This window comes from Pseudophaeobacter sp., from assembly GCF_039971195.1.
Lineage (GTDB): Bacteria > Pseudomonadota > Alphaproteobacteria > Rhodobacterales > Rhodobacteraceae > Pseudophaeobacter.
In genome coordinates this window covers 23,191-42,943 of record NZ_JBDWPJ010000109.1, presented here as the reverse complement: position 1 = coordinate 42,943, position 19,753 = coordinate 23,191, and the positions used below count along the sequence as shown (strand labels likewise).

Genomic DNA, 19,753 nt, shown 5'->3' with positions numbered 1-19,753 from the left:
GATGCGCGTCATCTTTATGGGAACACCGGAGTTTTCGGTGCCGGTTTTGGACGCGCTGGTCGCGGCCGGCCACGAGATTGCAGCGGTCTACTGCCAGCCGCCCCGGCCCGCTGGGCGTGGCAAAAAGGATCGCCCCACCCCGGTGCATGCCCGCGCCATCGAGCTGGGCTTTGACGTCCGCCACCCGGTGTCCTTGAAAGGCGCCGCCGAACAGGCCGAATTTACCGCTCTGAAGGCGGATATTGCAGTGGTCGTGGCCTATGGGCTGATCCTGCCGCAGGCAGTTTTGGATGCGCCTGCCAAGGGCTGTCTGAATATTCACGCCAGCCTGTTGCCGCGCTGGCGCGGGGCCGCGCCTATTCATCGCGCCATCATGGCCGGCGACGCAGAGACCGGCGTTTGCATCATGCAGATGGAGGCCGGGCTCGACACCGGCCCGGTGCTGCTGCGTGAAGGCACAGCCATTGGCGATGAGGAAACCACCAGCCAGCTGCATGATCGCCTGTCAGAGATGGGCGCTTCGCTGATTGTAACCGCGCTGCGTCATCTTGATGGTCTGGAGGCCGACCCTCAGCCTGATGAGGGTGTCACCTATGCCGCCAAGATCGACAAGAATGAGGCGCAGATTGATTGGACCCAGCCCGCCGAAGAGGTTGACCGCAAGATTCGCGGGTTGTCGCCCTTTCCCGGGGCCTGGGTGGAGATCGATGGTCAGCGGGTGAAACTGCTCGCCTCGCGCCTGGCCAAGGGAAGTGCCGCGCCGGGGCAGGTGCTGGATGGGGCCAACCTGATCATCGCCTGCGGCAGTGGCGCGGTGGAGCTGTTGCGCTTGCAACGGGCCGGCAAAGCTGCGCAGGATCGCGAAGTCTTTACACGCGGTTTCCCGCTAGAGACCGGACGCCAGTTGTAGCGGGAGAGCTGAGATGTTTCTGACCCTGATGGGCACTGTGGTCATTGCCGGGATCACCGGCTACGCCGCCGAAAAAAGTGGTTTTACCCATAACGGTTATCTGCCGTCGATCATCATCTGTGTCGGCGGCGCATTTCTGTTTTACTTTGTGCGGATCATGTTTGGCTTTGGCTTTGGTTCTCCGGGGCTCAACGCCATTGTTTCTTCCATTGGGGCGCTGATCATCGTGCCCTTCCATTGGCGAAAGTAGCGGAGCGATTTTATGAGTATCGTCTTTCTGATCATCATTGGCATCGCTGCCGGGTTTCTGGCGACGCGGATCATGGGCATCGAATCTGACATCATCACCACCATGGCCATCGGCATCGCCGGAGCGCTGATTGGCGGGTTGGTCTTGCGTGCGCTTTTGGCGATGCTGGGCATGGTGGCAGGGTTGGTAGGCGCGGTGTTTGGTGCCTTGGCGCTGATTTGGTTATGGCAGACCTATATCAAGCGCTGACCCCGGTCAGGCTTAGCCGCTCTATTGGCAGTAGCCAAGACGTGGTGTTGAGCTGTGATTGATCAATAGAGAATGCTGTTTGAAAAGGTCGCTTCTCGAATGTTTATTGAGCACACGCATCTGCATTTTCAGTCTGTTCCTCTGGATCGGGGCGAATTCCTGCTTCTCAAAATGATCATTGAGCTGGGACAGGCCGGAGGAGGTCTGCGGTTTGAGAACGGGTTGAGCCCGAAGATGAATGCTCTTGTGAGCGATCACAGCGGCTGCTGGGAGGCTCTGCGGGCAGGTGCCAAGGTGGGGATGCAGGAGGCAGGTGTTGAAAACGCAGTGGCCTGCCTTATTGGTGCTAAGTTCCAAGATGGCAGTCTTACCTTGCCCCTGTGCGAGCAGCTTTCAAAAACATGCATCACACGCGCCATAGCGGAACCAGATGTTTGTTTTACGGAAACAGGGAATAGGCGGCAGATCCAACGTTTCAAAGAAAGGAACGCTGACCTGTTGGCAGCTTGGGATGCTAACCAGTTTTATTAACGGTCGGCCTGACGCAGGCATTTACTGGCGCGGCGGGCGGCTTTTGTAGACGGGAAGGTGCCAGCCAAAACCGATTGAGCCAGCGCGCAGCCCCCAGCAAACGCCAGCACAAAGAATGAGGGCAAACCCGGAGCTGAAGCCAAACGAACTGGCTGCAACGGCAACCATGGCACCGCTCATGGCGCAGGTGATGTAGAGCTCGCCCTGTTTCAACACCAATGGCACCTCGCCAACCACCACGTCACGCATCAGTCCGCCGAGGCTGCCGGTGGCCATGCCCATCAGCACCACAATGACCGCGGGTTTGCCCATCGCTAGGGCCGCCCCCGTGCCGGCAGAGACCGCGATGGCGAGGGCAAAGCTGTCGAGCCAGATCACCCAGCGCAACCGGCTTTCGACCAGATGAGCGGTGAAAAACACCACCACGGCGGCTCCGGTTGCCAGCAGGATGTGGTTGGGATCCGCAACCCAGAAAACCTGCTCACGGTTCAGCAGCAAATCCCGCACCGTGCCGCCGCCTACGGCCGTGAGGCAGGAAATGAAGGCAAAGCCAACAATATCGAGCTGGGCGCGGCTGGCGACCAGGGCGCCGGTGAGGGCAAAGACCAGAACCGAGGCATAATCAAGCAGAGTGACAAAGCTCATGACTGACGATCCTTGGGTCCCGGCTCTGGCCTCATGTCTTGGCCTTACCCTTTTTGAACGGAGCCATACCGGCGCGGGCCAGCTCATCGGCGCGCTCGTTTTCAGGATGGCCTGCATGGCCCTTGACCCATTCCCAGGTGACCTGATGGCGGCTTTGCGCGGCATCCAGCCGTTGCCAGAGTTCGACGTTTTTCACAGGCTTCTTAGCGGCGTTTTTCCAGCCGTTTTTCTTCCAGCCAAAAATCCAGCCGGTGATGCCGTTTTTCACGTAGTTGCTATCGGTCACCAGGGTGAGCGCCGAAGGCCGGTCAAGGCTTTCCAGCGCGTTGATTGCGGCCAGAAGTTCCATCCGGTTGTTGGTGGTGTTGGCCTCACCACCTTTGAGCTCTTTTTCCTTGATGACGCTATCGCCATCCTTGGCCTGCAGCAAAGCGCCCCAGCCACCGGGGCCGGGATTGCCGGAGCAGGCACCATCAGTATAGGCATAAAGATCAGCCATGACAGGCCACCGAAATCCAACGCGCCATGGTGCCGTCGAGGCCCTCGCTTTTGCCAGAGGCGCAGTCCAGCACGGTAAACCCGGCAGTGGTGAGCAGATCTTTCAATTCGTCTTCCTCGTAGTAGGTATAAAGCCGCCCAAGGGCGTCGCGGGCCTCGCCTTTACCCAGTTTGAGGGCGATGTAAAAGGCGCCACCGGGTCTCAGGCTCTGTTTGATGGCCTGCAGATGTCCGGGCAGCGCGGCGCGGGGCGCGTGCAGCAGGCTGAAATTGGCCCAGATCCCGTCATAAGTTGCGGTGCCTGAGATCTCATCAAATGTGGCCTGCCAGGCTGTGACGCCCTCCAGTGCATTTGCCAGCATGACCATCTCTGTCGAGGCATCCATGGCATCCGCTTGCAGGCCAGCGGCTGACATCACGGCGGCGGAGGTGCCCGGTCCGCAGCCCAGATCCAGTACCCGGCCCATGGTGGGGCAGGCGGCGATGAATTCCTGCAACCGGGGATCCTCAGCCAGGTAGGTCCGGTTTCTGGCCTCATAATCGGCGGCCTTGTCATCATAGATGCGGAGAGTTTCAGCGTCGCTCATCAAGGGGCCTTGGGTCAAAAGGGGCTGGGGGGAGGGCGTGTGGCTATGGGATCTAGGCGCGTTCCAGAGCCAGCCGGGCCGCCAAGGCGGCAAAGATGCCGGCAAATCCGCGGTTCAGCCACTTCAACACGGTTTCAGAGCCCAGGACAAATTGACGGGCCTGGGCGGCAAAGAAACCGTAGAGCACAAAGACAACAAAGGTCAGCGCCATGAACACCGCGCCGAGCAGGCTCATCTCCAGTGTTGCCGTGGCAGGGTCGCCGGAGAGGAAGGGCGGCAGCAGGGCGAGGAAAAACACTGATAGCTTGGGGTTGAGGATATTGATCAAGGCGCCGCGCTGGGCGATGCGCAGCGGCGACTGTCGTTTGGAATCCGCCGCGATCGCAAGCGCCCCACCGGAACGCAGCGCCTGCCAGGCGAGATACAGCAGATAGAGTACCCCGAGAATCTTGACGATCTGGAACAGCAGCGCCGAGCTGTGCAGCACTGCCGCCAGCCCCAATGTGGCGGCAGCCAGATGCGGCAGAATGCCGATGGTACAGCCCAGGGCAGCCCAAAGCGCAGACCGCGCACCCTGGCCCAGCCCAAGCGCCAGCGTATAGAGCACGCCTGTACCGGGTGCCAAAACCACTACAATCGCGGTGATGAGAAACTGCATGGAAATCACGGTCTATCCCCTTGTGATAGCTGCGCCCTGTAGGAGCTGTTGCCACAGCCTAAGAGCAAGCAAGACAGCCGTAAACAGTCAGTTTGGCCCGTTCAGCAAGATGTTAGGCAGAGGAGCTTGCAGCCGGGCTGCTGGCCTGGCGCAACACCCGAGGGACTTTGAACTCCACCCGTTCCACGGCGGTTTCGACCACCTCTACGGTGACATCATAGCGGGCGCGAAAGGCGTCGATCACCTCATTGACAAGCAATTCTGGCGCCGAGGCACCAGCGGTGATGGCAATGCTGGAGATCCCGTCCAGCGCACGCCAGTCGATATTGTCCGCCCGCTGCACTAGCTGGGCGTATTTGCACCCGGCCTTGGAGCCAACCTCGACCAGACGCCGCGAGTTTGACGAGTTGGGCGCACCAACCACCAGCATAGCGTCCGATTTGGGGGCCACTGCCTTGACCGCCTCTTGTCGGTTGGTGGTGGCGTAGCAGATGTCTTCTTTGTGGGGGCCGACGATGGCGGGGAACCGTGCCTCCAGCGCTGCAACGATGCCCTTGGTGTCATCCACCGAGAGGGTAGTCTGGGTGACATAGGCAAGGTGCTGAGGGTCGCGAACCTCGACATGGGCGACGTCATCGGGTGTTTCCACCAGAAGCACTTCGCCTTCGGGCAATTGCCCCATGGTGCCGACGGTTTCGGGATGGCCCTTGTGGCCGATCATGATCATCTGGAGCCCGGCTTCGGCGTGGCGCTGGGCCTCGATATGGACCTTGCTGACCAGTGGGCAGGTGGCATCAACATAGACCATCTGGCGCGCCTCGGCGGCAGCGGGGACTGATTTTGGCACGCCGTGGGCAGAAAAGATCACCGGCCGATCCTCGGGGCATTCGTCCAGCTCTTCGACAAAGACCGCGCCCTTGTCGCGCAGCCCGTCGACGACAAATTTGTTATGCACGATCTCGTGGCGCACATAGACCGGCGCCCCCCATTTCTCCAGCGCCAGTTCAACGATCTTGATGGCGCGGTCCACACCGGCGCAAAAGCCACGCGGCGCGGCCAGATAGAGCGTGAGGGCAGGTTTGGTCATGGGCGTCTCCTTGGAAGTAGAGGTAAGGCTTTGCTCAGCGAAGGTCCAGTCTCGGAGAGGTAAGAACTCAGTGGAATGGTTTGGCTATAGGCTGGGGCTGTTCTGGCCCAGGAGAAGTCTATGCGAAAAGGGGAATGTTAACCTGATTACGCGATGTTGAGCGGATGGGTTTTAAGGCCCGGTATTGGGCTGCCAAAAGTTTTGCTGAGACGAAGCTCTTTGGGATGCAGAAACTTATTATTTGGCGACCAAGAGGATTGGGGAGCGCGATGTCTGACCTCGCAGATGGATCAAGTGAATTCCCTTCGCCGGGCAAAAGAGATTTCCTGGCCAAGCAATACCGCGTGGCAATGGAACGGCGGTTTCACACCGTAAGTGTCACTTGCAATGCGGTTGTGGTTCTGGGGCTTGCCTGGATCTTCGTGGGTGTTGCAATTGATGCGCCGGTGGTGGTGATCAATTCCTCTGTTGCCATCCTCGGCTCTATCGCCACTCGGCTTTTGCTCAAGACTGAGTATAAGCTTCTCGCCCGGATTTTGTGGTACGCAATTGGGTTGGCCGTGGTCATGGCGGTAGTGTTCACCCTGCCGCCTTCCAGCAATGTGGAACTGTTCTTTGTGATCTTGCTGGGCGGGCCCTTTATGACCTTTTCCATTCGGCATGAAAAGCCGATGATCATTGCCTTGCTGGGTATTGTTCTGGGCAGCTGGTTGTTGTTTCGCTATCTTGGGCATGACTATTTTGGGCCACCTGTTCCCCTGGAGAACATTCCGGAGGCCTATCTGTCTGGTGGAGTTCTCGCGACCATTTTTGTGATCACCATCGCTGAGATGATGGCCTTTGGACAATTGGCTGAAAGCTACAGCGACGATTTGCTGGAGGCCCATCAGGACGAACGCAAGGCCAATCAGGCCAAAAGCGAGTTTCTGGCGGCGATGAGCCATGAAATCCGAACCCCGATGAATGGGGTTTTGGGCATGGTAGAAGTGCTGGAAAAAACCGATCTCGCGACCGAGCAGCGAAGGATCCTGCACACGATCCAGGAATCCTCCAGCGCTTTGCTCTGGATCATTGATGACATCCTGGACGTTTCTCGGATTGAGGCGGGTAAGATGGAATTGTTCCAGACCCCTGTGCGTCTGCTCCCCCTGATCGAGGGGGCGGCTGCGACAGTGCGATCGCAGGCAAGCCAATTGAGTGTCGACCTTTGTTTGTCGATCCAGGCGGAGTTGCCGGATACGTTGCAGGGAGATGCTGGGCGTTTGCGGCAGATCCTGCTCAACCTGTTGGGCAATGCCATCAAGTTTTCTGAACCCAGTGACGAAGGCGAGCCCGGAAAAGTCCGGTTCCGAGTCGAAATCACGGAGCCCGGCTGGATTAATTTTCTGGTCGAGGACAATGGCATTGGCATCGAACCAGAATTGCAGGAAACTATTTTCTCTCCCTTTGAACGTTCCGCCCTGGTGTCAAAGCGGATGATCAAAGGCAATGGGCTGGGCCTGACAATTGTTCAGCAATTGGTCACAAAGATGGGCGGCGCTGTCTCGGTCGTGAGTGCTCCGGGTGAGGGCAGCGCCTTTACCGTGCGCCTGCCGGTGGTGAACCCTTCGGGGCCGATCAGGGGGCCAAAACTGGCCGGCACCAGGGTTGTGGCGCTGGCCACGGGGCAAGAGGGTCGAGAGTGTGACTGGGCTGCCTATGTGCTGGCTGCGGATTGCGATCTGAAATGGGTGACGGATCAGGATGAGTTCCTTGCATTGGCCCGTGTTGCCGGGCGGGAGACCATTTTTGTCCTGCCGCAGGAAGACAGCGATGAGCCTCCGTCGACCTGGTTCCGGGATCGTATCCGTAATGAGCTTGGGGATTTGAACGTGCTGGAGTTCAGCCCCAATGAGGCGGCTCTGTTGGGGCGGGCACGTCCGTGCTGGGCGATGGTTCAGACTGGGCCAATCCTGCCAAGCGATTTCTGGGAAGCCCTCGAAGGACTGGCTGGCCGACGTCACCAAGAGAACCGGGGCCAAGGTCTGGGTCCAGCAGATGCCTTGAGCGGGCAGGGCAATGCAGAGAAACCTGCCTGCCGTATTCTGGTTGCCGAAGACAATGAGATCAACCGCGCGGTCCTCTCAAGCCAGTTGGCACTGCTTGGCTGCGAGGTGACCATGACGCGGGACGGGGCAGAGTGCTTGGCGGCCTGGTCCACGGGCACTTATGATGTGGTCCTGGCGGATTGTCAGATGCCAGTGATGGATGGGTTTGAACTGACCCGCGCCATCCGCAGGGCAGAGGCGGAAAAAGGTCTGCGCCATACGCCCATTGTGGCGGTAACGGCAAATGCATTGCAAAGCGAGGTCAGCAAATGCCTCTCTGCAGGAATGGATGATTTTATCTCCAAACCGGTGACGATTGCTGGGTTGGAAGCGGTGATCCGCCAGCAGCTGCCGGGGGCGGGCGTGAGCGACGAGATCCGTCGATGGGCCGCCCAAAGGGGCTGACATAGGATGAGACAAGCAGGCCGGTTGTCTTGCGGAAGAGCCCACTTGCCCTTTTGCGCCCGTCGGTCCGTTGGATCTAAGCGGAGGCCCGTCAGTGGGTGGGCCGTCAGTGGGTGGGATCCAAAACGGGCAGTGTGAGTGGGCCCGTTTTGAAAACAACATTTGGCTTGCCTTGTACGACCTGCGGCAGACGCGCCCAAAACTGGGCCCGTCTGTTTGGGCAGGCTTCACCTGGCGCTGTGATGAGATCAAAGCGCCAGAGCGTTATTCACCCGGTACTGCAGAAACGGACCGAGTGTCGACCGGATGCTCCCGAGGGGGGCGACCGATGACATCTTTCAGCTCTTCCAGCTCGATGAAATTGTCAGCCTGGCGCCGCAGCTCGTCCGAGATCATCGGAGGCTGGCTGCGAATAGTAGAGACGACAGAGACGCGTACGCCTTGACGCTGCAGGCTGGCGATCAGCGGGCGGAAATCTCCGTCGCCTGAAAACAGTACGATGTGGTCTACGCGTGGCGCCAGTTCCATGGCATCCACCGCAAGCTCGATGTCCATGTTGCCTTTGACTTTGCGACGTCCCATGCTGTCGGTGTATTCCTTGGCCGGTTTTGTCACCATGGTGAAACCATTGTAGTGCAACCAGTCCACCAGTGGTCGGATGGGGGAATACTCGTCATTCTCCAGCAGGGCCGTATAATAAAAGGCACGCAAGAGCTTTCCGCGACGCATAAATTCCTGTCGCAAAAGCTTGTAGTCGATATCAAATCCCAGCGCCTTGGCAGCGGCGTAAAGATTCGAACCGTCTATGAACAGCGCAAGCCGTTCGTCTTTGTAAAACATCCTAAAGTGTCCTTCCGGTAAATCCGTTTACGCCAAATGATCCGTGAGTGAATTTGTAGCGGCGAAACGGGTGGACATATTGTAAGTACTTTGTCACCTGCTTCAAGCCTACGGGGTTTCTTAAATGGGGTCAAAAGTGACCATTTTACGATCAAAAGCGATAATCGCGCTGGGCGGCAATCTACCGCTGGGCAAGATGTCGCCACGACAAATACTATTGGCTGCAGTGAAGCAAATTACTCTCCTTATGCAGGTAGAATGCCAAGTTTCGAGACTTTTTCAAACCCCTTGTTTTCCGGCAGGGGCTGGGCCGGACTATGTCAATGCGGTTTTGACGGTTGAAACCGCGCTGGTGCCGCAGGATTTAATGCAGCTTCTGCAAGAGGTTGAAGCCGAGTTTTCCCGCGTAAGGGAGCGGCGCTGGGGTATGCGTACTTTGGATTTGGATCTTCTGGCTATGGGGGATTATGTGCTGCCGGACCCGGCGGGATACCAACATTGGGCAGAGCTACCGCTCGAGCAGCAAATGCAACAGACACCGACCGAGTTGATTCTTCCGCACCCGCGTATTCAGGATCGGGCCTTTGTCCTGGTGCCGCTCTGCGACATTTGGCCCGACTGGCACCATCCGATTTTGGGCAAAACCGCTGCCGAACTCTGTGCAGCACTGCCAAAATCGGACCTAGAGGCGGTCCAGCCGCTGTAATACCGCAGATGTGACTCTTTCTGTGCTTGTCAACAAAAAGATTTGGGCGTAAAAGTCGCGCTTCCGGACCCACATTACTTTTGGAGAGTCGCCTATGGCCCGCGTAACGGTTGAAGACTGCGTAGACAAAGTACCCAACCGCTTTGAGCTGGTGATGTTGGCGGCCCATCGGGCACGCGAAATCGCTGCCGGCGCCGAGCTGACCGTCGAGCGTGACAACGACAAGAACCCTGTTGTGTCGCTGCGCGAGATCGCGGACGAGACCCAGCGCGCGGATGATCTGCGTGAGCGTCTGATTGAAAACAATCAGAACCAGATCGAAGTGGATGAGCCCGAAGAAGATTCGATGGCTCTGCTGATGGGGGCCGAAAACGACAAGCCTGCTGATGACGATATGTCAGAAGAAAAGCTGCTGCGCGCGCTCATGGAGGCCCAGGGGCAAGGCTGACACCAGCCAACACTCCCAAAATTGAGGCTGCGGACCGGATATGATTTCACCAGAAGACCTGATTGCTCTGGTCCGCAACTACAATCCCAAGACCAACACCGATAAGATCGCCGAGGCCTTTGCCTATGGCGAAGAGATGCATGAAGGTCAGTACCGCCACTCAGGCGAGCCTTACTTCACCCATCCCGTGGCGGTTGCTGCCCTTTTGACCGAACAGCGCCTGGACGATGCCACCATCATCACTGCGCTGCTGCATGACACCATCGAAGACACCAAGGCCTCCTACGAGGAAGTCGCCACCCGCTTTGGCGAGGAAGTGGCGGAACTGGTTGATGGTGTTACCAAACTGACCAATCTGCAGCTCTCCAGCCGCGAAACCAAACAGGCAGAGAACTTCCGCAAACTGTTTATGGCCATGTCCAAGGACCTGCGGGTGATCCTGGTCAAACTGGCCGACAGGTTGCACAATATGCGCACCATCAAGGCGATGCGCCCCGAGAAACAGGCGCAGAAAGCCCGCGAAACCATGGATATCTATGCGCCGCTCGCCGGTCGCATGGGGATGCAGTGGATGCGCGAAGAGCTGGAAGATCTGGCCTTCAAGGTGCTCAACGCAGAGGGCCGCCAATCGATCATTCGCCGCTTTGTCACCCTGCAGCGCGAAACCGGTGATGTGATCCACCGGATCACCGGCGATATGCGCCATGAGCTGGAAAAGGCCGGGATCGAAGCCGAGGTCTTTGGCCGCGCCAAGAAACCCTATTCGATCTGGCGCAAAATGCAGGCCAAGGATCAGGGCTTCTCACGGCTGTCCGATATCTACGGTTTTCGGGTCATCACCCAGTGCGAAGAAGACAGCTACCGGGCGCTTGGGGCGATTCACCAGCGCTGGCGCGCGGTGCCGGGGCGGTTCAAGGATTACATCAGTCAACCCAAGTCCAATGGCTACCGCTCGATCCATACCACCGTATCGGGGCGCGATGGCAAGCGGGTCGAAGTGCAGATCCGCACCCGACAGATGCATGATGTGGCGGAAACTGGCGTAGCGGCGCATTGGTCCTACCGGGACGGCGTGCGCTCGCAGAATCCCTTTGCGGTTGATCCCGCAAAATGGATCGCCTCGCTGACGGAACAGTTTGACGCCGAGGAGGATCACGACGAATTCCTCGAAGCGGTGAAGCTGGAGATGTATTCCGATCAGGTGTTCTGCTTCACCCCCAAGGGCGATGTGACCAAGCTGCCCAAGGGCGCCACTCCGATCGATTTTGCCTATGCCATCCACACCCGCATCGGTCATGCCTGTGTCGGGGCTAAGATTGACGGCATTCGGGTGCCATTGTGGACACGGATCCGCAACGGTCAATCGGTTGAGGTGATCACCGCCGAGGGCCAGAGCCCGCAGGTGAGCTGGCTGGAGATTGCCACCACTGGCAAGGCGCGCACCGCCATCCGTCGCGCCCTGCGCGAGGCGGACCGGGCGCGTTTTGTTAAACTGGGTCGGGAACTTGCGCGTTCTGCCTTTGAACATGTCGATCGTAAATCTACCGATAAAACGCTGGAAACAGCGGCGCGAGCGCTGCGGATTAACTCGGTGAACGAGCTTTTGGCGCGGCTTGGTGCCGCCGAGATCACCGCCCATGACGTGGTGCAGGCGGTCTATCCGGAACTCACCTCGCAAGAGGGCGATGTGATCTCGCCGCGCCGGGCGGTGATTGGTCTGGAAACCGGCCAGAGTTTTGAGCGCGCTCCCTGTTGCCAGCCGCTGCCGGGAGAGCGGATCATCGGCATTACCTATCGCGGGCGCGGGGTTGTGGTGCATGCGGCAGATTGTGATCGTCTGGGCGAATTTGAGAGCCAGCCGGAGCGCTGGGTTGATGTGCATTGGCACAGCGGTACCCATCCGGCGGCCTATGGGGTCACCCTGGGGTTGACCATTGGCAATGATGCCGGCGTGCTGGGACGAATTTGCACATTGATTGGTGAGAAGAAGGCCAATATCTCCGACCTAGAATTTGCGGATCGGAAACCAGACTTTTACCGGCTGATGATAAATGTCGAACTGCGGGATGTGGAACAGCTGCATTCCCTGATGCTGACATTGGAAGCCGAGAGCGATGTCGCAGAAGTGGCGCGTTTCCGGGAAAAACCGGAGGCACGGCCGATAGCGCAGTAACGCTCGGTTGGAACTAGGAAGGACGCAGGGCTTTGGTATTCAGGCGCCGTGATAGACGCCCGCTTTTACGAGCGGTTGCGGATTTCATCTGGCCCCGCGGGGGCTGGAGACGGGCGTTTCTATACGTAAAGCACCGGGTCCGCCGCCTGCCTGATTCGCCGGAACGCATCGCGCGCGGTGTCTGGGCCGGGGTCTTCACCACCTTCACACCGTTTTATGCCATGCATTTTGTTGTCGCGGCGCTGATCGCGCGGCTGATGAACGGCAATATTCTGGCTGCCCTCAGCGGCACCTTCTTTGGCAACCCACTGACCTATGTACCCATCGGGGTTGCCGCCCTGCAGACCGGACACTGGATGCTGGGCACCGAATACGAAGAGGTCGACCAATCCCTGGTGGGCAAGTTCCTCGATGCGGGCAAGGATCTCAAAAACAACCTCTTTGCCCTGTTCCATGACCGTCCGGCGGATTGGGACGGGTTGCATGTATTTTACGACGAGGTGTTCTTTCCCTATCTGGTGGGCGGGGTTCTGCCCGGTGTCATCACCGCCACCATTTGCTACATGGTCAGCCTGCCGGTGATCCGCGCCTATCAGCAGCACCGGCGCTCGCGCATCAAAGCCAAATTTGAAGCGATCAAGAAACGCGCCGAGATGGAAACCGCTGGTGTCACTGAGGTTGTTGAACCCAAAAAGCAAAAGCCAAAACTGGCCCTGCCGCGGGTGCGCAAGGCGAAATAGGCGCTAGCTCTTCGTCTTGGGGGTTGCCCTTGGCCGCTTGCCGTCTAATCTCGGGCCAACAGAGACTGATTTCAGGACAAATGACATGGCTCAGAATGTGTTGCGCTTGGGTGTGAACATCGACCACGTGGCGACGGTGCGCAATGCCCGTGGCGGCGACAATCCCGATCCGGTGCGCGCTGCCGTGCTGGCGCAGAACGCCGGTGCCGATGGCATCACCGCCCATCTGCGTGAAGACCGCCGTCATATTATCGACAGCGATATTGATGGTTTGATGGCGGCGCTGAAAATTCCGCTGAATTTTGAGATGGCCGCGACCGAGGAAATGCAGGCGATTGCCCTGCGCCACAAACCCCATGCGGTCTGCCTGGTGCCGGAAAAACGCGAGGAGCGCACCACCGAGGGCGGGCTGGATGTGGCAGGCAATGACAATGCGCTTGCCGAATACATCGCCCCCCTGCGCGCCGCCGGTAGCCGGGTGTCGATGTTCATCGGTGCCGAGAAATCCCAGGTTGAGGCCAGCCACCGGATTGGCGCCCCGGTCATTGAACTGCATGCCGGCGCCTATGCCGATGCCTGGGCCGAAGGCCGCTGGGAGGAGCGCGACGCCGAACTGGCGAAGATCACCGAAATGGCCACCTTTGCCCATGGGCTGGGGCTGGAGGTTCATGTCGGCCATGGGCTCACCTATGAAAGTGTTGGTCCAATTGCCGCCCTGCCTGAGGTTAAGGAGCTGAACATTGGCCATTTTCTGATGGGCGAAGCCATGTTTGTCGGCCTGCCTGCGGCGCTGGCTGAGATGCGTCGCCAGATGGATCTGGCGCGGAAAGGATAACGATGAAACCTTCTCTCTCTACAGCTGCGAGCAGTGCGGCGATTCTTCTGGCCGGGCTGTCGCCAGCCTTTGCACAGAGCTTGGAAAGCTGTGATTGGGTCGCCTCTGCGGCCAATCTGGTTGAGCCCTGGGCAGAGACCACACAGACCCTTGGCGAGGGGGTGGTCCGCATTGCCTTGCTGGATACCGGTGGCGAACCCATCTGTTGTTCCCGGCATCTGCTGCTTTTGTATCCGGGAGAATACGGCCAGGGCTGTCAGGTCCTGTCGGCAGAGGCGGGTACTGGATTCCGGGAGGTCTATATCGACGAGGTCGAGAGCAGCTACCGTATGGGAGAGGAGCTTTTGCTCTCTATCCCTGTTGGGGACTATGACCCGGATACCGGAGATGTGCTTGCCTCCAGCATTCGGCCGGTACAGATGCGGTTTGATCTCTCGATGGGTGAAGTGATGTTGCAGTCCACAACCCCGGCTGTGGTCTCTACTGCGGGACCCAAAAAATAGGAGCGCTGGGGCGTCGGGGCTGATCTGGCCTGGGTGCTGATCCAGCGATGAGGGAAGACAATGATCCTCGGCATCGGAAGTGATCTGGCAAATATCGAGCGGATCCAAGGCACTCTGGACCGCTTTGGCGATCGCTTTCGCAACCGGGTCTTTACCGATGTCGAACAGGCCAAGGCCGAGCGTCGCCGGGATGTGGCAGGCACCTATGCCAAACGCTGGGCCGCCAAAGAGGCCTGTTCCAAGGCGCTGGGCACCGGGCTGCGCATGGGGATCGCCTGGAAAGACATGGCCGTGAGCAATCTGCGCACTGGTCAGCCAGTGATGCATGTTACCGGCTGGGCCGCTGACCGTCTGGCCAAGATGACGCCGCCGGGCCATCAGGCGATTATTCATGTGACCCTGACCGATGATCACCCCTGGGCGCAGGCTTTTGTGGTCATCGAGGCGCAACCAATCGTCAGTCTACCCGGTGAAACGGGTGGTGAAGCTTGACTCGCGCCCCTCACACCCTCATGTAGCGCCGGACCCTTTTATTTATAACCCGGAGAGCCTGATGACGGCAAAACCCACGGCCGGCCAATCGATCCTCGAAACGGTAAAGACCATTGTTTATGCCCTGTTGATCGCAGGGGTCTTTCGGACCCTGTTTTTCCAACCCTTCTGGATCCCCTCGGGGTCGATGAAGGAGACTCTGCTCATTGGTGATTTCCTCTTCGTGAACAAGATGGCCTATGGATATTCCTATGCCTCCTGTCCCAGTGTGCGCATCGGCGCCATCGGGCTGGATATTGATGCCAAAGATATCTGCGGCTTTCTCGACAGTGAAAACACCCGTTTCCTGGGTTCTGATCCCGAACGCGGCGATGTTGTGGTCTTCCGTCATCCGGTGACGGGAACCGATTTCATCAAGCGCCTGATCGGCCTGCCCGGTGACAAAATCCAGATGAAGCAGGGTGTGTTGCACATCAACGGGACCGCCGTGGCCCTGGAAGATGCGGGCAACTTCGAGGAAGAGATGGCAGCCCAGGGGCCGCAGGGCTCCTACCCGCGTTGTGAAAACGCCCCCGTTGGCAAGGGGGCAACCTGTCTGAAGTCGCGCCAGATTGAGACCCTGCCAGGGGGCAACTCTCATGTGATCCTCAATATTGCGGATCAGTCGGCGGATCATACCGGCGTCTATCAGGTGCCAGAGGGGCATTTCTTCTTCATGGGGGACAACCGCGATAACTCCAGCGACAGCCGTCTTCCACAGACCGCTGGTGGTGTTGGCTTTGTGCCGCTTGAAAACCTGATCGGACGGGCGGATCGCATTATGTTCTCCTCCTCTGGGCGTTCGATGTTGTTTTTCTGGACCTGGCGCAGTGATCGTTACTTCAAGGGGATCGAGTGAAACTCTCCAAGGAAATGCGCGCCTTTCAGGACCGGATCGGGCATCAGTTTGCCCGGCCCGATCTTTTGGTGCGGGCGCTGACCCATCCGTCGGTCTCCTCGCCCAATCGCAAGGACAACCAGCGTTTGGAGTTTCTGGGCGATCGTGTGCTAGGCTTGGTGATGGCAACAGCGCTGCTGGAACATGACAAACAGGCCAGCGAAGGCCAGTTGGCGCCGCGTTTCAACGCGCTGGTGCGCAAAGAGGCCTGCGCCGATGTCGCCCGCGAGATCGAACTCGGCGAGGTGCTGAAACTGGGCCGTTCGGAAATGATGTCGGGCGGGCGGCGCAAGCTGGCTCTGCTTGGCGACGGCATGGAGGCGGTGATTGCCGCCGTCTACAAGGACGCCGGTTTTGAGGTGGCCCAGGCGATGATCCTGCGGCTCTGGGGCGATAGGGTGCATCAGGTCGAAGAAGACGCCCGCGATGCCAAAACCGCGCTGCAGGAATATGTGCAGGCCCGGCGCCAAACCCCGCCGGACTATGTGCAGGTGGCCCGCGAAGGCCCGGATCACCAACCCATCTTTACCATTGCCGTTCGGCTGGAAGACGGCACCGAAGAGCGCGCAGTTGCGGGTTCAAAACGTCTCGCAGAACAGGCCGCAGCCAAGGCGCTCTTGGCACGTTTGGAGCAGAAAACATGACAAAACGCGCCGGATTCGTCGCCCTGATCGGAGAGCCCAATGCGGGCAAATCCACCCTGCTGAACCGCATGGTCGGGGCCAAGGTTTCAATCGTCACCCATAAGGTGCAAACCACCCGTGCTCGGGTGCGCGGCGTGGCGATGGAGGGCGAGAGCCAGATCGTTTTTGTCGACACCCCGGGCCTGTTTCAGCCGCGCCGCCGTCTGGACCGTGCCATGGTGGCAGCTGCCTGGGGTGGCGCAGCTGACGCCGAAATTGTCCTGCTGCTGGTCGAGGCCCATCGCGGCATCACCGAAGGTGTCGAACGCATCCTCGAAGGTCTGGCTGATGTGGCTCAGGGCCGCACCGTGGCTCTGGTGATCAACAAGATCGACCGGGTGCAATCCGAAGTGCTGTTGGGGCTCACCAAGGACCTGAACGAACGCTTTGATTTTGCCGAGACCTTCCTGATCTCTGCCGAGCGCGGCCATGGTGTCGAGGATCTGCGCTCCTGGCTGGCCAAGAAATTGCCGGAAGGCCCCTGGCTCTACCCGGAAGACCAGATCGCCGATCTGCCGATGCGGATGATCGCCGCCGAAATCACCCGCGAAAAATTGACCCTGCGGCTGCACCAAGAACTGCCCTATCAGATGACGGTCGAGACCGAGAGCTGGGAAGAACGCAAAGACGGCTCCGCCAAGATCGACCAGGTGATCTACGTAGTGCGCGATGGCCATAAGGGCATCGTTTTGGGCAAACGCGGTGAAACCATCAAGGCGGTCTCTCAGTCTTCGCGCGAAGAGCTCACAGAATTCCTGGGCCGCAAGGTGCATCTGTTCCTGCAGGTCAAGGTGCGCCCCAATTGGCTGGAAGAGGCCGAGCGTTACTCCGAAATGGGCCTCGATTTCAAAGACGGAAACTAGTGGCGCCTCCCCTTGCCCCGGGGAGTCCTTTCATATCATCTTTCTATAAATATTCCCGCCGGAGGCTACACAGGCCCTGCCAAGCCCCCAACCCCCGGCGGCTTCCCTGTAGATCAGAGGCCTCATGACCCGTTTGACCGCCCGTTTCTGGGTTGATGCCTATCTTGCCCGCCTGCGCTTTCAGGAGGTCCCTGCCTTTGTCACCGCCCATGGCGATGACACCGCCGGGGCGGTGCTGGTCAAGCTGAACACTCTGGATGGTCAGGCGCAAAGCTTTCATCGCTCTTATGATCTGATGAGCGGTGATCGCAAATGGATCGAACATGCCAGCGGCGCGGAGGCAGATGTCGATGCTGCCATCCGCCGCCAGCAGGAGTTTGACCCGGATCTCTGGGTCATCGAGGTCGAAGATCGCCAGGGGCGGCATCTGCTGGAAGAACCGGGGCTGGAGTGAAGCTCTGACGGGCTACAATGGCTTGCCGTTGCTTCTCTCTTCGGCTCTGATGGGCGGCAAGGCGGGATGCACCTGCAGCGCAGAACCGGGAGCAACAAACAGTGGAATGGCGAGATCATGGCATCCTGCTGACCCGGCGGCGGCACGGCGAAAGTGCTGCGATCATTGATGTCTTCACCGAAGGTCACGGGCGTCATGCCGGCATCGTCCATGGCGGTGCCAGCCGCAAAAAGGCGCCTGTGCTGCAACCCGGTGCCCAGCTTGATCTGCTCTGGCGGGCCAGATTGGAAGACCACCTTGGCAGCTATCAGGCCGAGCCCCTGCGCAGCCGGGCGGCGGCGGCCCTATCGGGACGTCTGGCGCTGGCGGGGCTCAATGCGGTCACAGGTCTTTTGGGGTTTTGCCTCGCGGAACGCGCGCCCTATCCGGCGCTCTACAAAAAAACCGAACGCCTGCTTGATCTCTTGGACGAGGAAGAGCTCTGGCCGCTGGCCTATCTGCGCTGGGAGATGGCCCTGCTGGAGGAAATGGGCTTTGGCCTGGATCTGAGCGCCTGCGCGGTCTCTGGCCGCAACGAAGATCTGGCCTATATCTCCCCCAAATCTGGCCGGGCCGTGTCCAGACAGGATGCAGGGCAATGGGTCAGCCGATTGCTGCCTCTGCCCCCGGTGATGCGGGGAGAAGGGCAGGCGCCGGATCACGAGGTGGCGGAGGGGCTGCACACCACCGGGTTTTTCCTGGAAAGCCGTCTGGCCCCCAGTCTCGGCAATCGCCCCCTGCCAGAGGCGCGGGCGCGGTTCATCGAGGCTTTTGCACGCCGTCTCTAGGCTCTGTCCCTGCCAAGGGATGCTGCCTCAGGGGCGAGCTTCAAACACCATTTCCCGGCCTGCCTCATTGCGCAGAATCAGCACATTGCCAGCCACCTCTGCCTCGCTCATCTGCTGCAGGGCTTGCAAATAGGCAGTCTCAGAAGCTTGTTCCGGGCAGGTGGTGCGGGTGGCGATCAGCGCTGCGACCTCGAACCAGGGATAGGGTGCCGTCTGGTTGCCATGATAGCGATTGCAGGGCGCCTCTCCGGCCAGTTTTCCGGTTTCCGGGAAGGTCAGCGTAGCCTTGGCCTCAAAGGCCTGATCATCCAGCAGGGTCAGATGCCAGACCTTTCCCGCCGCGCCGTATCCGGCCAGGGTTTCGTCGGTGCAGCCGATCAAAAGGGCGGCGGCCGTCACCAGGGCGGGAATGGCAGGGACCCGCAACGCAAGACTGGATTGGGAGAGTTTTGGAAAGCGGCGCATCGGGTCGGTCCTTTCTTGGTGAGAGCCAGACAGGCTAGTTCTGCGGCCTGTTGCTCTCGATAAGATCTGCAATACGGGTGCCGATGGCATCACTGCCCTTGATAGAGGGATGGATCATATCCAGCGCGTGATAGCTGCGGTCCCCGTAGGGGACGATATCGGCCAGGGAGACAAAATACACCCCCTCATCCCGTGCAGCCATCTGGGTGGCGCGCCGGTCCAGCTCTTCGCCTTCGTCCTTGCAGTATTCAATTGGAGAGCCTCGACCCGGGCTGCGTAGATAGCCTGTGTAGATCACTCGGGAGCCTTTGGCGCGCAACTGCGCCACCAGGTCCGGGATGGCACCCTCTGTGCCATCCTCGGAGGCCAGCCGGTCCAATTTGCGCTTACAGCCCGCGCAGCCACAGCCTAGCCATAGATCGTTGCCGCCGCCATTGAGCACTACCCAATCCCAGTCGCCCTTGACCAGCTGTTTGGGAATGCTGAGCCCCGCTGCGCCACTCACGGGTAGATTGTAGATCATCCGCGCCGCCGAGACGGAGCGGTCGGTCACCTCGACCTGCAGCCGATGTTCCATCACGTCCGACACCGCCCGCCCCGAGGTGCCGTTCCAGGCCATCAGGGAATCACCCATGACCAGAATGCCGCCCTGTTTATCTTTGGGCGCCCGCTCCCCGCAGGTGGCGAGGGCAAGCAGGGTGATACAGGCGACAAGAAAGCGGGGCAGGGAGAATCGGGGCTGGGAAAATCGAGACAGGAAATGGGGCATGGCGCTGGTCTAACTGGGCTAGGGAGATTGAAACATCATACACTCGAACCGGGTATCGTTAAACTTTTAGAAAGCCTGGGCGGGCGTCATGTGGCAAAGCCGGGGCATTTT

At 59.4% G+C, this 19,753-nt stretch carries 25 protein-coding genes; 17 read left to right on the top strand and 8 right to left on the bottom strand.

Annotated features, from left to right (window positions below; genetic code table 11):
- The first annotated feature begins 1 nt into the window (after nucleotide 1).
- From fmt to ABJP42_RS09660, 4 genes are all read left to right on the top strand, one after another.
- Nucleotides 2-910, top strand: a complete 909-nt coding sequence (fmt, locus tag ABJP42_RS09675; protein WP_348340103.1) for a methionyl-tRNA formyltransferase — start codon at nucleotides 2-4, stop codon at nucleotides 908-910.
- A 13-nt stretch (nucleotides 911-923) separates the two neighbouring features.
- Nucleotides 924-1,160: a hypothetical protein gene (locus ABJP42_RS09670; RefSeq protein ID WP_348340102.1), complete on the top strand. Its 237-nt coding sequence runs from the start codon at nucleotides 924-926 to the stop codon at nucleotides 1,158-1,160.
- 12 nt (nucleotides 1,161-1,172) lie between these two features.
- The gene (locus ABJP42_RS09665; protein WP_348340101.1) at nucleotides 1,173-1,409 is read left to right on the top strand and encodes a GlsB/YeaQ/YmgE family stress response membrane protein; all 237 of its coding nucleotides are present in this window, start codon (nucleotides 1,173-1,175) and stop codon (nucleotides 1,407-1,409) included.
- Nucleotides 1,410-1,481: 72 nt separating this feature from the next.
- Complete coding sequence (locus tag ABJP42_RS09660; protein WP_348340100.1) at nucleotides 1,482-1,940, top strand: hypothetical protein; 459 nt, start codon at nucleotides 1,482-1,484, stop codon at nucleotides 1,938-1,940.
- A 21-nt stretch (nucleotides 1,941-1,961) separates the two neighbouring features.
- Here ABJP42_RS09660 and ABJP42_RS09655 read toward each other — a convergent pair whose 3' ends face one another.
- From ABJP42_RS09655 to ispH, 5 genes are all read right to left on the bottom strand, one after another.
- Nucleotides 1,962-2,585, bottom strand: coding sequence for a trimeric intracellular cation channel family protein (locus ABJP42_RS09655; RefSeq protein WP_348340099.1), 624 nt, complete (start codon nucleotides 2,583-2,585; stop codon nucleotides 1,962-1,964).
- A 31-nt stretch (nucleotides 2,586-2,616) separates the two neighbouring features.
- Nucleotides 2,617-3,084, bottom strand: a complete 468-nt coding sequence (gene rnhA, locus ABJP42_RS09650) for a ribonuclease HI (RefSeq protein ID WP_348340098.1) — start codon at nucleotides 3,082-3,084, stop codon at nucleotides 2,617-2,619.
- Nucleotides 3,077-3,670 (bottom strand): class I SAM-dependent DNA methyltransferase, encoded by a 594-nt coding sequence (locus ABJP42_RS09645; RefSeq protein ID WP_348340097.1) that lies wholly within the window; start codon nucleotides 3,668-3,670, stop codon nucleotides 3,077-3,079. Before ABJP42_RS09645 ends, rnhA begins: the two co-directional genes overlap by 8 nt.
- Nucleotides 3,671-3,722: 52 nt before the next feature.
- A complete protein-coding gene (locus ABJP42_RS09640) occupies nucleotides 3,723-4,337 on the bottom strand; it encodes a LysE family translocator (RefSeq protein ID WP_348340096.1) in 615 nt (204 codons plus the stop codon).
- A 103-nt stretch (nucleotides 4,338-4,440) separates the two neighbouring features.
- Nucleotides 4,441-5,415, bottom strand: coding sequence for a 4-hydroxy-3-methylbut-2-enyl diphosphate reductase (gene ispH / locus ABJP42_RS09635; protein ID WP_348340095.1), 975 nt, complete (start codon nucleotides 5,413-5,415; stop codon nucleotides 4,441-4,443).
- 269 nt (nucleotides 5,416-5,684) lie between these two features.
- Here ispH and ABJP42_RS09630 point away from each other — a divergent pair, with 269 nt between their 5' ends.
- Nucleotides 5,685-7,907, top strand: coding sequence for an ATP-binding protein (locus ABJP42_RS09630; RefSeq protein ID WP_348340094.1), 2,223 nt, complete (start codon nucleotides 5,685-5,687; stop codon nucleotides 7,905-7,907).
- Between the two features lie 264 nt (nucleotides 7,908-8,171).
- Here ABJP42_RS09630 and ABJP42_RS09625 read toward each other — a convergent pair whose 3' ends face one another.
- Complete coding sequence (locus ABJP42_RS09625) at nucleotides 8,172-8,747, bottom strand: LabA-like NYN domain-containing protein (RefSeq protein ID WP_348340093.1); 576 nt, start codon at nucleotides 8,745-8,747, stop codon at nucleotides 8,172-8,174.
- Nucleotides 8,748-8,871: 124 nt separating this feature from the next.
- Between ABJP42_RS09625 and folK the strand changes: the two genes are divergently transcribed.
- The 12 genes from folK (at nucleotide 8,872) to recO (ending at nucleotide 18,408) form a co-directional block, all read left to right on the top strand.
- Nucleotides 8,872-9,453, top strand: a complete 582-nt coding sequence (gene folK, locus ABJP42_RS09620; RefSeq protein ID WP_348340092.1) for a 2-amino-4-hydroxy-6-hydroxymethyldihydropteridine diphosphokinase — start codon at nucleotides 8,872-8,874, stop codon at nucleotides 9,451-9,453.
- Nucleotides 9,454-9,547: 94 nt separating this feature from the next.
- Entirely contained in the window at nucleotides 9,548-9,901 is a 354-nt protein-coding gene (gene rpoZ / locus ABJP42_RS09615; protein ID WP_009810773.1) for a DNA-directed RNA polymerase subunit omega, read from the top strand.
- A gap of 40 nt (nucleotides 9,902-9,941) precedes the next feature.
- On the top strand, nucleotides 9,942-12,074 hold the full coding sequence (locus ABJP42_RS09610) for a RelA/SpoT family protein (RefSeq protein WP_348340091.1): 2,133 nt from the start codon (nucleotides 9,942-9,944) through the stop codon (nucleotides 12,072-12,074).
- Between the two features lie 32 nt (nucleotides 12,075-12,106).
- A complete protein-coding gene (locus tag ABJP42_RS09605) occupies nucleotides 12,107-12,814 on the top strand; it encodes a DUF2062 domain-containing protein (protein WP_348340090.1) in 708 nt (235 codons plus the stop codon).
- An 85-nt stretch (nucleotides 12,815-12,899) separates the two neighbouring features.
- On the top strand, nucleotides 12,900-13,649 hold the full coding sequence (locus tag ABJP42_RS09600) for a pyridoxine 5'-phosphate synthase (RefSeq protein ID WP_348340089.1): 750 nt from the start codon (nucleotides 12,900-12,902) through the stop codon (nucleotides 13,647-13,649).
- 2 nt (nucleotides 13,650-13,651) lie between these two features.
- Entirely contained in the window at nucleotides 13,652-14,152 is a 501-nt protein-coding gene (locus tag ABJP42_RS09595; RefSeq protein ID WP_348340088.1) for a hypothetical protein, read from the top strand.
- A gap of 60 nt (nucleotides 14,153-14,212) precedes the next feature.
- On the top strand, nucleotides 14,213-14,644 hold the full coding sequence (gene acpS, locus ABJP42_RS09590) for a holo-ACP synthase (protein ID WP_348340087.1): 432 nt from the start codon (nucleotides 14,213-14,215) through the stop codon (nucleotides 14,642-14,644).
- Between the two features lie 61 nt (nucleotides 14,645-14,705).
- On the top strand, nucleotides 14,706-15,542 hold the full coding sequence (gene lepB, locus ABJP42_RS09585; RefSeq protein ID WP_348340086.1) for a signal peptidase I: 837 nt from the start codon (nucleotides 14,706-14,708) through the stop codon (nucleotides 15,540-15,542).
- Nucleotides 15,539-16,225 (top strand): ribonuclease III, encoded by a 687-nt coding sequence (gene rnc / locus ABJP42_RS09580; protein WP_348340085.1) that lies wholly within the window; start codon nucleotides 15,539-15,541, stop codon nucleotides 16,223-16,225. Before lepB ends, rnc begins: the two co-directional genes overlap by 4 nt.
- Nucleotides 16,222-17,127 (top strand): GTPase Era, encoded by a 906-nt coding sequence (era, locus tag ABJP42_RS09575; protein ID WP_348340084.1) that lies wholly within the window; start codon nucleotides 16,222-16,224, stop codon nucleotides 17,125-17,127. The genes rnc and era overlap by 4 nt, the downstream gene beginning before the upstream one ends.
- A 124-nt stretch (nucleotides 17,128-17,251) precedes the next feature.
- Entirely contained in the window at nucleotides 17,252-17,581 is a 330-nt protein-coding gene (locus tag ABJP42_RS09570) for a DUF1491 family protein (protein WP_348340083.1), read from the top strand.
- A gap of 101 nt (nucleotides 17,582-17,682) precedes the next feature.
- Nucleotides 17,683-18,408 (top strand): DNA repair protein RecO, encoded by a 726-nt coding sequence (gene recO / locus ABJP42_RS09565; RefSeq protein WP_348340082.1) that lies wholly within the window; start codon nucleotides 17,683-17,685, stop codon nucleotides 18,406-18,408.
- 27 nt (nucleotides 18,409-18,435) lie between these two features.
- Here recO and ABJP42_RS09560 read toward each other — a convergent pair whose 3' ends face one another.
- Both ABJP42_RS09560 and ABJP42_RS09555 read right to left on the bottom strand, forming a co-directional pair.
- On the bottom strand, nucleotides 18,436-18,873 hold the full coding sequence (locus ABJP42_RS09560) for an META domain-containing protein (protein ID WP_348340081.1): 438 nt from the start codon (nucleotides 18,871-18,873) through the stop codon (nucleotides 18,436-18,438).
- A 34-nt stretch (nucleotides 18,874-18,907) separates the two neighbouring features.
- Nucleotides 18,908-19,642, bottom strand: a complete 735-nt coding sequence (locus tag ABJP42_RS09555; protein WP_348340080.1) for an SGNH/GDSL hydrolase family protein — start codon at nucleotides 19,640-19,642, stop codon at nucleotides 18,908-18,910.
- Nucleotides 19,643-19,753 lie beyond the last annotated feature (111 nt).

Excerpts from the sequence above, each read along its gene's own strand:
- rpoZ (WP_009810773.1), top strand. The coding sequence starts at position 9,548 with ATGGCCCGCGTAACGGTTGAAGACTGCGTAGACAAAGTACCCAACCGC.
- lepB (WP_348340086.1), top strand. The coding sequence starts at position 14,706 with ATGACGGCAAAACCCACGGCCGGCCAATCGATCCTCGAAACGGTAAAG.
- ispH (WP_348340095.1), bottom strand. The coding sequence starts at position 5,415 with ATGACCAAACCTGCCCTCACGCTCTATCTGGCCGCGCCGCGTGGCTTT.
- ABJP42_RS09665 (WP_348340101.1), top strand. The coding sequence starts at position 1,173 with ATGAGTATCGTCTTTCTGATCATCATTGGCATCGCTGCCGGGTTTCTG.
- ABJP42_RS09560 (WP_348340081.1), bottom strand. The coding sequence starts at position 18,873 with ATGCGCCGCTTTCCAAAACTCTCCCAATCCAGTCTTGCGTTGCGGGTC.
- ABJP42_RS09655 (WP_348340099.1), bottom strand. The coding sequence starts at position 2,585 with ATGAGCTTTGTCACTCTGCTTGATTATGCCTCGGTTCTGGTCTTTGCC.
- era (WP_348340084.1), top strand. The coding sequence starts at position 16,222 with ATGACAAAACGCGCCGGATTCGTCGCCCTGATCGGAGAGCCCAATGCG.
- ABJP42_RS09570 (WP_348340083.1), top strand. The coding sequence starts at position 17,252 with ATGACCCGTTTGACCGCCCGTTTCTGGGTTGATGCCTATCTTGCCCGC.
- ABJP42_RS09555 (WP_348340080.1), bottom strand. The coding sequence starts at position 19,642 with ATGCCCCATTTCCTGTCTCGATTTTCCCAGCCCCGATTCTCCCTGCCC.
- ABJP42_RS09645 (WP_348340097.1), bottom strand. The coding sequence starts at position 3,670 with ATGAGCGACGCTGAAACTCTCCGCATCTATGATGACAAGGCCGCCGAT.
- ABJP42_RS09600 (WP_348340089.1), top strand. The coding sequence starts at position 12,900 with ATGGCTCAGAATGTGTTGCGCTTGGGTGTGAACATCGACCACGTGGCG.
- ABJP42_RS09660 (WP_348340100.1), top strand. The coding sequence starts at position 1,482 with ATGCTGTTTGAAAAGGTCGCTTCTCGAATGTTTATTGAGCACACGCAT.
- ABJP42_RS09625 (WP_348340093.1), bottom strand. The coding sequence starts at position 8,747 with ATGTTTTACAAAGACGAACGGCTTGCGCTGTTCATAGACGGTTCGAAT.
- ABJP42_RS09595 (WP_348340088.1), top strand. The coding sequence starts at position 13,652 with ATGAAACCTTCTCTCTCTACAGCTGCGAGCAGTGCGGCGATTCTTCTG.
- folK (WP_348340092.1), top strand. The coding sequence starts at position 8,872 with ATGGGGTCAAAAGTGACCATTTTACGATCAAAAGCGATAATCGCGCTG.
- ABJP42_RS09630 (WP_348340094.1), top strand. The coding sequence starts at position 5,685 with ATGTCTGACCTCGCAGATGGATCAAGTGAATTCCCTTCGCCGGGCAAA.
- acpS (WP_348340087.1), top strand. The coding sequence starts at position 14,213 with ATGATCCTCGGCATCGGAAGTGATCTGGCAAATATCGAGCGGATCCAA.
- fmt (WP_348340103.1), top strand. The coding sequence starts at position 2 with ATGCGCGTCATCTTTATGGGAACACCGGAGTTTTCGGTGCCGGTTTTG.
- rnhA (WP_348340098.1), bottom strand. The coding sequence starts at position 3,084 with ATGGCTGATCTTTATGCCTATACTGATGGTGCCTGCTCCGGCAATCCC.
- ABJP42_RS09610 (WP_348340091.1), top strand. The coding sequence starts at position 9,942 with ATGATTTCACCAGAAGACCTGATTGCTCTGGTCCGCAACTACAATCCC.
- ABJP42_RS09670 (WP_348340102.1), top strand. The coding sequence starts at position 924 with ATGTTTCTGACCCTGATGGGCACTGTGGTCATTGCCGGGATCACCGGC.